11 protein-coding genes are annotated in these 12,154 nt (G+C 69.7%); 9 read left to right on the top strand and 2 right to left on the bottom strand.

Going from position 1 to position 12,154, the window contains the following annotated elements; genetic code table 11:
• The first annotated feature begins 20 nt into the window (after window positions 1-20).
• From ACZ5K7_RS39685 to ACZ5K7_RS39670, 4 genes are read left to right on the top strand one after another with little or no spacing between them, the layout of a single operon-like run.
• The gene (locus ACZ5K7_RS39685; RefSeq protein WP_468921814.1) at window positions 21-1,118 is read left to right on the top strand and encodes an enolase C-terminal domain-like protein; all 1,098 of its coding nucleotides are present in this window, start codon (window positions 21-23) and stop codon (window positions 1,116-1,118) included.
• 25 nt (window positions 1,119-1,143) lie between these two features.
• On the top strand, window positions 1,144-2,520 hold the full coding sequence (locus tag ACZ5K7_RS39680) for an ABC transporter substrate-binding protein (protein WP_468921811.1): 1,377 nt from the start codon (window positions 1,144-1,146) through the stop codon (window positions 2,518-2,520).
• Window positions 2,517-3,449: a carbohydrate ABC transporter permease gene (locus ACZ5K7_RS39675; protein ID WP_450972644.1), complete on the top strand. Its 933-nt coding sequence runs from the start codon at window positions 2,517-2,519 to the stop codon at window positions 3,447-3,449. Before ACZ5K7_RS39680 ends, ACZ5K7_RS39675 begins: the two co-directional genes overlap by 4 nt.
• The gene (locus ACZ5K7_RS39670; protein ID WP_351703716.1) at window positions 3,446-4,363 is read left to right on the top strand and encodes a carbohydrate ABC transporter permease; all 918 of its coding nucleotides are present in this window, start codon (window positions 3,446-3,448) and stop codon (window positions 4,361-4,363) included. The genes ACZ5K7_RS39675 and ACZ5K7_RS39670 overlap by 4 nt, the downstream gene beginning before the upstream one ends.
• 120 nt (window positions 4,364-4,483) lie before the next feature.
• On the opposite strand, the gene ACZ5K7_RS39665 is transcribed toward ACZ5K7_RS39670, so the two are convergent.
• Complete coding sequence (locus ACZ5K7_RS39665) at window positions 4,484-5,368, bottom strand: LysR family transcriptional regulator (RefSeq protein ID WP_450972645.1); 885 nt, start codon at window positions 5,366-5,368, stop codon at window positions 4,484-4,486.
• Window positions 5,369-5,487: 119 nt separating this feature from the next.
• On the opposite strand from ACZ5K7_RS39665, the gene ACZ5K7_RS39660 reads away from it, so the two are divergent.
• From ACZ5K7_RS39660 to ACZ5K7_RS39640, 5 genes are all read left to right on the top strand, one after another.
• The gene (locus ACZ5K7_RS39660; protein WP_468921877.1) at window positions 5,488-6,159 is read left to right on the top strand and encodes a succinate dehydrogenase; all 672 of its coding nucleotides are present in this window, start codon (window positions 5,488-5,490) and stop codon (window positions 6,157-6,159) included.
• Between the two features lie 2 nt (window positions 6,160-6,161).
• Window positions 6,162-8,111 carry a fumarate reductase/succinate dehydrogenase flavoprotein subunit gene (locus tag ACZ5K7_RS39655; protein WP_351703722.1) on the top strand — a complete coding sequence of 650 codons (1,950 nt, stop codon included), beginning with the start codon at window positions 6,162-6,164 and terminating at the stop codon, window positions 8,109-8,111.
• Window positions 8,108-8,857 (top strand): succinate dehydrogenase/fumarate reductase iron-sulfur subunit, encoded by a 750-nt coding sequence (locus ACZ5K7_RS39650; RefSeq protein ID WP_351703725.1) that lies wholly within the window; start codon window positions 8,108-8,110, stop codon window positions 8,855-8,857. The genes ACZ5K7_RS39655 and ACZ5K7_RS39650 overlap by 4 nt, the downstream gene beginning before the upstream one ends.
• Window positions 8,858-9,165: 308 nt before the next feature.
• On the top strand, window positions 9,166-9,939 hold the full coding sequence (locus tag ACZ5K7_RS39645; protein ID WP_468921805.1) for a GNAT family N-acetyltransferase: 774 nt from the start codon (window positions 9,166-9,168) through the stop codon (window positions 9,937-9,939).
• On the top strand, window positions 9,939-10,802 hold the full coding sequence (locus ACZ5K7_RS39640; RefSeq protein ID WP_468921802.1) for a lysophospholipid acyltransferase family protein: 864 nt from the start codon (window positions 9,939-9,941) through the stop codon (window positions 10,800-10,802). The genes ACZ5K7_RS39645 and ACZ5K7_RS39640 overlap by 1 nt, the downstream gene beginning before the upstream one ends.
• Here ACZ5K7_RS39640 and ACZ5K7_RS39635 read toward each other — a convergent pair.
• A complete protein-coding gene (locus ACZ5K7_RS39635) occupies window positions 10,757-12,136 on the bottom strand; it encodes a DUF3500 domain-containing protein (protein ID WP_468921799.1) in 1,380 nt (459 codons plus the stop codon). The two genes, ACZ5K7_RS39640 and ACZ5K7_RS39635, sit on opposite strands and share 46 nt — an antisense overlap.
• Between the last annotated feature and the right edge of the window lie 18 nt (window positions 12,137-12,154).

Genomic DNA, 12,154 nt, shown 5'->3' with positions numbered 1-12,154 from the left:
CCACAGAAACGAAAGCCAGGATGAAGATCACCCATGTCGAAGTACACCGGATCGACGTTCCGGCGGCCAGCCCGCCCTTCCGCTGGCGGGAGGGTCTGAGCGGCAGTGCTCCGGTCGGCGACGGCGCGGTGCTGCGCATCGGCACGGATGAGGGGGCCGAGGGGGTGGCCCTGTTCGCCCGCCCGGGAGCCTTCACCACGCTCACCGAGCTGGTGGACCGGGTCTTCCGCGAGGAACTGGTCGGGGCCGACCCGTTCCAGCGGGAGTGGCTGTGGCACCGGGTGTGGGAGCTGGACCGGATCCACGAACTCCCGCTTCCCACCCTGGGCCTGATCGACATCGCCCTGTGGGACCTGGCCGGCCGCTACCACGGCCAGCCGGTCTGGCGGCTGCTCGGCGGCTTCCGCGAATCCATTCCCGCCTACGCCTCCACGTCGACGTTCGCCACCACCGAGGAGTTCCTCGACGTCGCCGACCAGTGCCTGGACCTCGGCTACCGGGGCATCAAACTGCACGCCTGGGGCGACGCCCGCCGGGACGCCGACCTCTGCCTCGCTTTGCGCGAGCACGTCGGCCCGGACGTGCCCCTGATGTACGACGGCTCGGCCGGCTTCGATCTGCCGGACGCGATCCGCCTCGGGCGGGCCCTCTCCGAGGCGGACTACCTCTGGTACGAGGAGCCGATGCGCGAGTTCAGCGTCTCCGCGTACCAGCAGCTCGCCGCGGCCGTCGACGTCCCGTTGCTGGTCGCCGAGACCTCCGACGGGGCCCACATGAACTCCGCCGACTTCATCCGGGCCGGCGCCGCCACCTTCGGCGTCCGGGCCGGCACCACCCTTCGGGGCGGCATCACCGGCGCCATGCGCACCGCCCACCTCGCCGACGCCTACCGGCTGCGCGCCGAGGTGCACGGTTCGGACATCCCCAACCACCACCTGTGCATGGCCATCTCCAACACCACCTACTACGAGTCCCTGGTCACCGCCACGACGGTCGTGCGCGAACGCCACGTGGACGACCGGGGCCTGGTCCACGCCCCCACGGGACCCGGCATCGCCCTTCCCCTCGACCTCGGCTACGGCAGCGAACTCCTGCCGTTCGTCGAACAGCCGCGCTGACCGGCAAGAACAGAAAGGCAAGACGATGAGGTCTTCCGTCTCCAAGAGAGCGGGCGTTCTGCGTACGGCCGCCGCCGCGCTCTCGCTGTCCACCGCGGCGCTGCTGGCCGGCTGCGCCAGCGCCGACACCACCGCGCAGTCCTCCTCCTCCGACCAGTCGACGTTCAAGCCGGCCACGCAGAAGGACGGCTCGCAGATCACGGTGTGGACGGACTCCACCCGCCTGCCGTCGGTGCAGAAGTACCAGAAGGCCCACCCGGACGTGAAGATGGACATCGTCACGTACGACGGCGGGGCCGACGGCTCGACCTACCTCCAGTCCAAGGTGCAGCTCTTCGACCGGACCGGCAGTGGCTGGCCGGACGTGGTGTTCGGCTCGCCCACCGACGTCACCTGGGCCTCCGAGCCGACCAAGCCCGGCGTGCAGCCGTTCGCCGCCCCGCTGGACGACAAGCTCGTCCCGCAGAACACCCTGGACGGCTTCGCCAAGGGCTCCCTGACGCCCTGTCAGTTCAACGGCCACACCTACTGCCTGCGCAACGACATCGCGCAGGTCGTCCTCTGGTACAACAAGTCCCTCATGGACAAGTGGGGTTACCAGGTCCCCACCACCTGGGAGGAGTACGAGGCCCTCGGCAAGAAGGTCGCCAAGGAGCACCCCGGTTACCTCGTCGGCTCGGTCGGCGACACCAACTCCCACGAGTCGTACTTCTGGTCCGGGCAGTGCCCGGCGTTCGACCTGGTGAAGCCGGACACCCTGCGCACCGACCTGCAGGACCCGAACTGCACCCGCACGGCGAAGCTCCTGGACGGCCTGATCGACGCCAAGGCCGTCACCACGAAGGGCTTCTTCAGCCAGGGCTTCGCCAAGGAGAGCGGCAGCAAGGTCCTGATGGCGTACGGCCCGTCCTGGTACGGCCAGTACCTCTTCAAGGCGGCCTTCAACGCCCCGGCCAAGCAGATGGCCGCGGCACCCCCGCTCACCTGGAAGGGCGAGACGAAGGCGGCCACCGGCAACGTCGGCGGCGGGGTGTGGATGGTGTCCTCGCACAGCGCCAACCTCAAGGCCTCCACGGACCTGGTCACCTGGCTGACCACGTCCGACGAGAACCAGGCGTCCGCGCCCACCTACCCCGCCTACACCAAGGCCGCGCAGGCCTGGCTGAAGAACCCGGCCAACAGCGACTACTTCGCCGGCGACGTCAGCGGCGCGTTCGAGCAGGCCGCCGACGAGGTGTGGACCGGCTGGTCGAACACCAGGTTCTCGGACGCCACCGCCTGGTCCAGTGTCGTCCTGCCCGCGCTGACCGCCGGAAAGAGCCTGACCGACACGCTGCCGGCCTGGCAGCAGGAGATCGGCAACGAGGCCAAGGCGCACGGATACAAGGTGGAGAACCAGTGACCCTGCTGGAGACCGAGCGCGTCGCCGTCTCCTCCCCGCGCCGCGGCACCCTGCCGCGGCGCGGCGGCCGCGGCCGTGCGGGCTACTTCTTCGTCGCCGGCTACGCGCTGCTGCTGCTCGCCTTCGGCGTCGTCCCGACCGGCTACTCCTTCTACCTGGCGTTCACCAACGACCGGGGCCAGTTCACCGGCCTGAACCAGTTCGTGAAGGTGGTCCAGGACTACCGCTTCGGGCCGGCTTTCGGCCACATGCTGATCTACCTGCTGCTGTGGCTGGTCGCGCTCGTGGTCCTGGTCGTCCTGGTCGCGGTGATCCTGCGCAGCCGGGTCCGCCCCGGCACCTCCGCCCTCTTCCGCTTCCTCTACTACATCCCAGGCGCCCTCGCCGGCGTGGCCAGCGTCCTGGTCTGGCTGTTCATGCTGGATCCCGACGTCAGCCCGGTGTCCTGGCTGCTGAAGAGCATGGGCATGCAGACCTTCGCGGCCGTCCTCGCCCCCGCCAACCTGCCGTGGATCCTCATGCTCATCGCCTTCTGGACCGGCGCGGGCGGCTGGATGGTGGTGATGTACGGGGCGCTCAACAACATCCCCGACGAGGTCCTCGAAGCGGCCCGGATGGACGGCGCGGGTCCCTGGCGGACCGCCTGGCACATCCAGATCCCGATGATCCGGCAGTGGATCGTCTACATGACCATCATGGCGTTCGCGACCGGCACCCAGCTGTTCGTCGAGCCCCAGCTGCTCCAGACGGCCAGCCTCGGCCGGGTCAGCCCCACCTGGTCGCCCAACCAGCTCGCCTATGTGTACGCCTTCCAGCAGGGCGACTTCAACGGCGCCGCCGCCATCTCCGTCGTCCTGCTCGCCGTGGGACTGCTGGCCGCGGGCCTGCTGGTCGCCCGCTCGAACCTGTTCAAGTTGGATGAGTCATGACGCAATCAACTCTCTCCCCGGCAGCGGCGACCCGGCGCGGCGTCCGCCCGTCCCGGGCCCTCTCCTTCCTGGTCGTGGCCGTCCTGCTGGCCTTCCTTCTGGTGTTCTTCGTCCTGCCGGTGGTCTGGCTGCTGCTCGCCCCGTCCAAGACGGCGGGGGAGATGGTCCGCGACAACCCGCTGTCCTTCGGCTCGTTCCACCAGATCGGCGCGGCCTGGCGGCACCTCTTCGCGTTCCAGGACGGCGCGATGCTCACCTGGCTGAAGAACTCGGCGATCTACTCCGGCGGTTCCCTCGTCCTGACCCTCGCCGTCAGCGTCCCGGCCGGCTACGCCCTGGCCCTGACGAAGTTCAGGGGCCGCAGGACGCTCCTCGTGATCACCCTGGTCACCATGATCATGCCGCAGGCCACCCTGGTGCTGCCGGTCTTCCTGGAGCTCAACCGCTTCCACCTGATCGGCACCGTCTGGTCGGTGATCCTGCCCTTCTCCTTCTACCCGTTCGGCGTGTACCTCGTGTACATCTACTTCGGCAGCAGCCTGCCCAGGGACCTGCTGTCGGCCGCTCGGATCGACGGCTGCACCGAGTGGCAGCTCTTCTCCCGCATCGCGCTACCGCTGGCGAAGCCGGTGATCGGCCTGGTCGCGTTCTTCAGCTTCGTAGGCAACTGGAACAACTTCTTCCTCCCCTACCTGGTCCTCCCGAACAGCAAGCAGTTCCCCGTCCAGGTGGGCCTGAACCAACTCCTCACCTCCACCCCGTCGTTCAACCCGGTGGCAGGCGCGGGCCTGAACGTCACCATCCCCGAACTGGCGTTGGCCATCATCATCGCGATCCTGCCGGTCCTGGTCCTGTTCCTCTTTTCTCAACGCACCTTGGTGTCAGGGATGCTGGCGGGATCGACGAAGGAATGAGCGGTCCTTCGAAAGGCGCCCGCCCAGAGCGCCCCGTCCGGGGCGCGGGGCTTTTTCGATTTGCGGCTCCGCCGCGTGGGCGCGACCAGCCCCGACGCACCCGCACCCGACCACGCGCCGTCACCTTTCCAACAACATCCTCTGAAGCTCCCGTGCCGCCCGAGGCGGGGCAACATCACTCCGATGAGCCAACGCGATGGTCCGATGCAACCCCGGCTTGGCCAACGGAGTGACCCGCAACCCCCGTCCCGACCGGGCAGCGACCATCCGAGGCACCACCGCCACCCCCAACCCCGCCCGCACGAACCCCAGCACCGCGTCCATCTCACCCCCCTCGACAGCGAAACCCGGCTCGAACCCGGCGGAGCGACACGCCGCGACGGTCAGCTCCCGCAGGTCGTACCCGTGCCGGAACATCACCAGCCGCTCCCCCTCCAGGTCGGAGATCTTCACCCCGCCCCTTCCCCGCCCGGGCGCCGTCGCCTCGGGTGAGGACACCACCACCAGGTCCTCCCGCAGCAGCTCCACCGTGGTCAGCGCGGGTGACGCCGGCGGCAGCGGCAGCACGATCAGCGCCAGATCCAGCGCCCCGCGTGCCAGCTCCCGTACCAGGTCATGGGAGCCGCTCTCCTCGATCAGCAGCTGGATCCCGGGATACCGGTCGTGGAAGGACCTCAGCACGTCCGGCAGCAACCCGGTGCACAGGCTCGGCGTCGCCCCCAGCCGCACCCGCCCGCTCCGCAGCTGCACCAGCTCCTGCACCTCGTGCCGGGCGGTGTCCGCGTCCGCGAGGATCCGCCGGGCCAGCGGCAGCAGTGCCTCGCCCGCGTCGGTGAGGGTGATGTTGCCCCGGGCCCGCAGGAAGAGATCCGCCCCCAGCTCCCGCTCCAGCGCCCTGATCTGCTGGGACAGCGACGGCTGGGCGACATGGACCAGCTCGGCGGCCCGGGTGAAGTGCCGGGTCTCGGCGACGGCGACAAAGTACTGAAGCTGCTGGAACTGCATGATGACACGATAGCTTCTGGCTATGGAATCGAGCCGGACCATGTCTTGGACCGATCGGGTGTCCGGGCCCTACCGTCCTGAGCATGGCTCTGGCAACGCGGACGGACCGACGGCCGTCCATGGCACGCACGATGTGGGACAGCTCCGTCGGCAAGAAGACCGTGATGGCCGTCAGCGGCCTGATCATGCTGCTCTACCTGGTCGTGCACATGATCGGCAACCTGAAGATCTACTTCGGGGCGGGCGAGTTCAACCACTACGCCCACTGGCTGCGCACCGTCGGCGAACCCTTCATGCACTACGAGTGGACGCTCTGGCTCATCCGGATCGTCCTGGTCGTCGCCGTGGTCGCGCACGCCACGTCCGCGTACCAGCTCAGCCGCCGTGACATCAGGGCGCGCCCGACGAAGTACGTGCACAGCCGGCCCCGGGCCAGCTACGCGACCCGCACCATGCGCTGGGGCGGGATCATCCTCGCCCTGTTCATCGTCTGGCACATCCTCGACCTGACCACCGGCACCGTGCACTCCGGCGGCTTCCAGGAAGGCCACCCGTACCAGAACGTCGTGGACACCTTCTCCACCTGGTACGGCGACGTCATCTACATCGTCGCGATGCTCGCGCTCGGCCTGCACGTCCGGCACGGCTTCTGGAGCGCCGCCCAGACCCTCGGCGTCGGCAGCCGCACCCGCGACCGCGTCCTCAAGGCCACGGCCAACGTCCTCGCGCTGCTGCTCACGGCCGGCTTCATCGCCGTACCCGTGGGTGTCATGACCGGAGTGGTGAGCTGAACATGACCGACTACGTGAACTACACGACCGGCGAAGCGCTCGCCGACGCCAAGGCCCCCTCCGGACCGGTCAACGAGCGCTGGGACACCCGCCGCTTCGAGGCCAAGCTGGTCAACCCCGCCAACCGGCGCAAGCACACCGTGATCGTCGTCGGCACCGGTCTGGCCGGCGGCTCCGCGGGGGCCACCCTCGCCGAACAGGGCTACCACGTCGTCCAGTTCTGCTACCAGGACTCCCCGCGCCGCGCGCACTCCATCGCCGCGCAGGGCGGGATCAACGCGGCGAAGAACTACCGCAACGACGGCGACTCCGTCCACCGCCTGTTCTACGACACCGTCAAGGGCGGCGACTTCCGGGCCCGGGAGTCCAACGTCCACCGGCTCGCGCAGATCTCCGTGGAGATCATCGACCAGTGCGTGGCGCAGGGCGTGCCGTTCGCCCGCGAGTACGGCGGTCTGCTCGACACCCGGTCCTTCGGCGGTGTCCAGGTGTCCCGCACCTTCTACGCCCGTGGGCAGACGGGGCAGCAGCTGCTGCTCGGCGCCTACCAGGCGCTGAGCCGGCAGATCGCCGCCGGGAACGTGGAGATGCATCCGCGTACCGAGATGCTCGACGTGATCGTGGTCGACGGGCGGGCGCGCGGGATCGTGGCCCGGGACCTGATCACCGGGAAGATCGACACCTACTTCGCGGACGCCGTCGTCCTGGCGAGCGGTGGCTACGGCAACGTCTTCTACCTGTCGACGAACGCCATGAACTCCAACGCCACCGCCGTCTGGCGGGCACACCGGCGCGGCGCCTACTTCGCCAACCCGTGCTTCACCCAGATCCACCCCACCTGCATCCCGCGCACCGGCGACCACCAGTCCAAGCTCACCCTGATGAGCGAGTCGCTGCGCAACGACGGCCGGATCTGGGTGCCCAAGGCCAAGGGCGACACCCGGCCCGCCAACCAGATCCCCGAGGACGAGCGCGACTACTACCTGGAGCGCATCTACCCGTCCTTCGGCAACCTCGTCCCCCGTGACATCGCCTCCCGCGCCGCGAAGAACGTCTGCGACGAGGGGCGGGGCGTCGGACCCGGCGGGCAGGGCGTCTATCTGGACTTCGCCGACGCCATCGCGCGGTTGGGGCGCAAGGCCGTCGAGGCCAAGTACGGCAACCTCTTCGACATGTACCAGCGGATCACCGACGAGGATCCGTACCAGGTGCCGATGCGGATCTATCCCGCCGTGCACTACACGATGGGCGGGCTGTGGGTCGACTACGACCTCCAGACCACCGTCCCCGGACTGTTCGCGGTCGGCGAGGCCAACTTCTCCGACCACGGCGCGAACCGGCTCGGCGCGAGTGCGCTGATGCAGGGCCTGGCCGACGGCTACTTCGTCCTCCCGGCCACCATCAACGACTACCTCGCCCGCAACCCCCACCAGGAGGCGGTGACGGACGAACACCCCGTCGTGCAGGAGGTGCTGGCCGAGACGGAGGACCGGCTGAACCTGCTGCTCTCCGTCGACGGCGACCGCACCCCCGACTCCTTCCACCGGGAACTCGGCGAAGTGATGTGGGAGTTCTGCGGCATGGCCCGGACGGACGCGGGACTGCGCAAGGCACTTGAGCGCATCCCGCAGATCCGCGAGGAGTTCTGGCGGCGCATCAAGGTGCCGGGGACCGGCGAGGAGTTCAACCAGTCCCTGGAGAAGGCCAACCGCATCGTCGACTACCTGGAACTGGCCGAGCTGATGTGCCTCGACGCGCTGCACCGCGCCGAGTCCTGCGGCGGCCACTTCCGGGAGGAGTCCCAGACGCCGGACGGCGAGGCCGCCCGCAAGGACGACGAGTTCGCCTACGCGGCCGCCTGGGAGTTCACCGGCACCGGGGACGCCCCGGTGCTGCACAAGGAAGACCTGGTCTTCGAGTACGTCCACCCCACCCAGCGGAGCTACGCATGAAGCTCACCCTGCGCGTCTGGCGGCAGCAGAACGCCGACGCCGACGGCGCGATGTCCACGTACGAGGTGGACGGCATCTCCTCCGACATGTCCTTCCTGGAGATGCTCGACACCCTCAACGAGGAGCTCATCCTCAACGGTGAGGACCCGGTCGCCTTCGACCACGACTGCCGTGAGGGGATCTGCGGCGCGTGCTCCCTGGTGATCAACGGGGACGCGCACGGTCCGGAGCGGACCACCACCTGCCAGCTGCACATGCGGTCCTTCAAGGACGGCGACACGATCGACATCGAGCCGTGGCGGGCGTCCGCCTTCCCGGTGATCAAGGACCTGGTGGTCGACCGGTCCGCGTTCGACCGGATCATCCAGGCCGGCGGGTACATCACCGCGCCGACCGGCGCCGCGCCGGAGGCGCACGCCACGGCGGTGCCGAAGGCCGACGCCGACTTCGCGTTCGAGCACGCGGAGTGCATCGGGTGCGGGGCGTGCGTGGCGGCCTGCCCCAACGGGGCGGCGATGCTGTTCACCTCCGCCAAGATCAACCATCTGAACGTACTGCCCCAGGGGGCGCCCGAGCGGGAGACGCGGGTGCTGGACATGGTGGCCCAGATGGACGACGAGGGCTTCGGCGGCTGCACGCTGACCGGGGAGTGCGCGACAGCCTGCCCGAAGGGGATCCCGCTGGTGTCCATCACGAGCATGAACAAGGAGTGGCTGCGGGCCACCCGTAAGGCGGGAAAGCGGTAGCGCCGTAGGAGGCGCGTAAATGAACGTTCGCCGACAAGAGCGGACGGGCGGGGCCGGGGCTGGTGCTCCCCGGCCCCGTTTCGCCGTTACCGACCGTCGCGCCAGGGGCGTGCAATGGCGCGGCCGGGTCACGGTAGCGTTGCTTCAGCGCGTCCAAAAGGACACGCGCGGGGGTGAGCCACCCACCGAATCCCGGCATTCAGCAGCCGCACATCCACGGGTCCCGCGCGCGTCACGCCGAGTCCAGCCTGCCAAGGAAGAAAGCAGGTGCAGATTTCCTCAGCTACCGCTCGGCGCAGGAGACCTCCATGACCGCCATGCCCGCCTCACCCCCTGCTCTCGCCGCCCCGCCCGGGGACTCCGGCTATCTGGTGCAGCTCGCCCGTGACGAGGACGACGTCCGGGCCGCGCAGCGACTGCGCTACCAGGTGTTCGCCGGAGAGATGGGCGCCCGGCTCGACGGGCCGGAACCGGGTCTGGACGTGGACGCCTTCGACGCGTTCTGCGACCACCTCCTGATCCGGGAAGCCCTCACCGGCGAAGTCGTCGGCACCTACCGACTGCTGCCGCCCGAGCGCGCCGCCGTCGCCGGCCGCCTCTACTCCGAGGGCGAGTTCGACCTCAGCCCACTCGCCGACATCCGCCCCGGGCTGGTCGAGGTCGGCCGCTCCTGCGTGCACCCCGCCCACCGCGACGGCGCCGTCATCGGCCTCATCTGGGCCGGCATAGCCCGGTACATGGTGGACCGCGGCCACGAGTGGCTGGCCGGCTGCTGCTCCGTCCCGCTCGCCGACGGCGGTGCCCTCGCGGCCGCCACCTGGGAGCGGGTGCAGGCCAAGCACCTCGCCCCGGAGGAACTGCGGGTACGCCCGCTGCGTCCGTGGGTGCCCGAGGGGCCGGCCCCGGAGGGCCGTGCCGAACTGCCCGCGCTGCTCCGCGGCTACCTGCGCCTCGGCGCCTGGGTGTGCGGCGAGCCCGCGCACGACCCCGACTTCGGGGTAGCCGACATGTACGTCCTGCTGTCGATGCGCCGGGTCAACGCGCGCTATCTGCGGCACTTCCTCTCGCTCGTCCCGGCCTGATGAGCGTCTGGCTGCCCAGCGCGCCCTGCACCCCCGGCGCGTGCGTGGAGTCCGCGAGGTCGCTCATGGTGGTTCCCCGCGCCGTGCTGCGGTTCGCCGCGGTCGTGACCCTGATGCTGGTCGCGATCATGCTGCTCCCGCTCGGCGGGCGGATCCCCACCGAGTGGGTGCGCCGGTTCTCCCGGCTGGTCGTCCGGGCCGCCGGGGTCCGGGTCCGGATCACCGGCAGCGCCCCGGGCACCGGTGGGGTGCTGCTTGTCGCCAACCACATCTCCTGGATGGACATCCCGCTGCTGGCCGCCGTCCGGCCCGCGCGGATGCTCGCCAAGAAGGAGATCCGCGAGTGGCCGGTGGCCGGCGCGCTGGTGGCCGGCGCCGGAGCGCTGTTCATCGACCGGGACCGGCTGCGCGCACTGCCGGACACGGTCGGCCGGATCTCGGGCGCGCTGCGGGAGGGCGCCGCGGTGGTCGCCTTCCCGGAGGGCAGCACCTGGTGCGGCCGGGCCCAGGGCCGGTTCCGCCGGGCCGTGTTCCAGGCCGCCCTGGACGCCGGCGCGCCCGTGCAGCCGGTGCGGCTGCACTACCGGCTGGAAGCAGGCGAGGCCAGCACCGTGCCCGCCTATGTCGGCGAGGACACGCTGCTGGCCTCCCTGTGGCGAGTGGTGTCGACCCGCGGCCTGGTGGCCGAGGTGGACATACGACCGCTGATACCGGCCGGCCGCCACCCGGACCGTCGCACCCTCGCCCGCGCCGCCCAGCCGGTGACCCACGGGCCGGCCTGGACGCACGCGGCTCTGGTGAGCCCCGGCAAGGGCTCTCAGTGGTCGGTCTCCAAGTGGAGCTTGAGCAGGTCGACGCCGTAGTCGCCGCCGTTGGGCGTGCGGATGATGGTGTGGATGTGCTGCTGGGTCGGCGTGCCGCCCGGACCGCCCATGCCACCGCCGCCGCCCGGCTGGCCGGTGGGCATGCCACCCGTGGGCTGCCCGGTCATCTGACCAGTGGGCTGCCCCGAGGGCTGGCTGCCTCCGCCGGTCGTGGTGCCGTAGGCCAGCGGCGACTGGGCGTCGTACTCGATGAGGACGACCGGGCTGTGCACCCGGTAGTAGAAGGCCGAGGTGTCCTTGGTCCCGCCGAGCCAGTAGAAGTACGTCTGGTCCAGGTGCTCCTTCACCTCCTTCATCCTCACCCCGGCGTGGCCGTCGTCCATGTAGCCGACGTAGACGCCGACCAGGTCGAGGAGTTTGTCCCGCTGGGCCGAGGTGAGTGCGGAGCCGGGCAGGCCCTGGTAGGCGAGCTCGAGGTTGTCGGCGCCGGCGCCCGCCTTCATGTCGGTGCCGGACTTGCTGACTTCGGCGTCGATCACCTTGGCGCGCTGGGCGGCGGTGAGGGAGCGGACCAGGGTCAGACCGGCCTTGGTCTCCGGCTTGAACAGGGTGATCTTCTCGCCCTGGTAGGTGGCCGAGGTCGGCTCGGAGCCCATGAAGGTCGGCGTCATGACGACCTGGTCGCCCAGGACGAAGTAGTTGATCGCCACATGGTGGCCCTCGTACTGGAAACCCCACGGCTTGCTCGTGGACGGGGTGCCCATGAAGGTGAAGAAGTAGGCGCCCTCGGTGAGGGTCTCCCGGTTGCCGCCGCTGTAGTCGCCCAGGAACGCGTTCAGCTTCATGATGTTGCGGGTCTGGGTGAGCCCTTTCGCGGACAGCGCCGCGCCGAGCAGCGCATAGCCCAGCTCCCGCTTGGTGTCCGTGATGTCGCCCATCCGGACGCCCTTGCGCTCGTAGCCGTCGACATTGCTCCAGGCCAGCCATTCGTCGTCGGCCACGTCGAAGGTGCACGAGGTGCGCTCCTTCGTGCTGAGGCCGTCGAGGAAGGCCTGCGCGGCCTTGACGACCTTGTCCGTGGAGACGTCGGTGGAGTGGATGGAGTACAGGTCGTCGACGACCTTGCCGTCCGTCGTCAGGCCCACGAAGTCCTTGTACTTGACCTCGGACTGGCCAGGGCCCATGCCGCCGGGGCCGCCGGAGGGCATACCGCCGCTGGGGGCGCCGGAGGCCGAACTCGACGTGTCGGACGAGCCGTTGGAGCAGCCGGTCATGGTCGCCAGCGCGGCGGCACCGCCGGCGAGCAACGCCTTGTTCATGAACCAGCGGCGGGTGCGCTCGGCTTCGGGGGTGCGGGGGTGGTGTCCATGCATACGCCCAAACTCCAGGGG

It is taken from the genome of Streptomyces sp. NPDC031497 (genome assembly GCF_055580905.1).
This window is presented reverse-complemented; position numbering and strand designations above follow the sequence as displayed.

Bases quoted from the DNA above. Each gene is read 5' to 3' on its own strand.
- ACZ5K7_RS39670 (WP_351703716.1), top strand. From the start codon at position 3,446: ATGACGCAATCAACTCTCTCCCCGGCAGCGGCGACCCGGCGCGGCGTC.
- ACZ5K7_RS39660 (WP_468921877.1), top strand. From the start codon at position 5,488: ATGGCACGCACGATGTGGGACAGCTCCGTCGGCAAGAAGACCGTGATG.
- ACZ5K7_RS39635 (WP_468921799.1), bottom strand. From the start codon at position 12,136: ATGCATGGACACCACCCCCGCACCCCCGAAGCCGAGCGCACCCGCCGC.
- ACZ5K7_RS39650 (WP_351703725.1), top strand. From the start codon at position 8,108: ATGAAGCTCACCCTGCGCGTCTGGCGGCAGCAGAACGCCGACGCCGAC.
- ACZ5K7_RS39665 (WP_450972645.1), bottom strand. From the start codon at position 5,368: ATGCAGTTCCAGCAGCTTCAGTACTTTGTCGCCGTCGCCGAGACCCGG.
- ACZ5K7_RS39680 (WP_468921811.1), top strand. From the start codon at position 1,144: ATGAGGTCTTCCGTCTCCAAGAGAGCGGGCGTTCTGCGTACGGCCGCC.
- ACZ5K7_RS39685 (WP_468921814.1), top strand. From the start codon at position 21: ATGAAGATCACCCATGTCGAAGTACACCGGATCGACGTTCCGGCGGCC.
- ACZ5K7_RS39645 (WP_468921805.1), top strand. From the start codon at position 9,166: ATGACCGCCATGCCCGCCTCACCCCCTGCTCTCGCCGCCCCGCCCGGG.
- ACZ5K7_RS39655 (WP_351703722.1), top strand. From the start codon at position 6,162: ATGACCGACTACGTGAACTACACGACCGGCGAAGCGCTCGCCGACGCC.
- ACZ5K7_RS39640 (WP_468921802.1), top strand. From the start codon at position 9,939: ATGAGCGTCTGGCTGCCCAGCGCGCCCTGCACCCCCGGCGCGTGCGTG.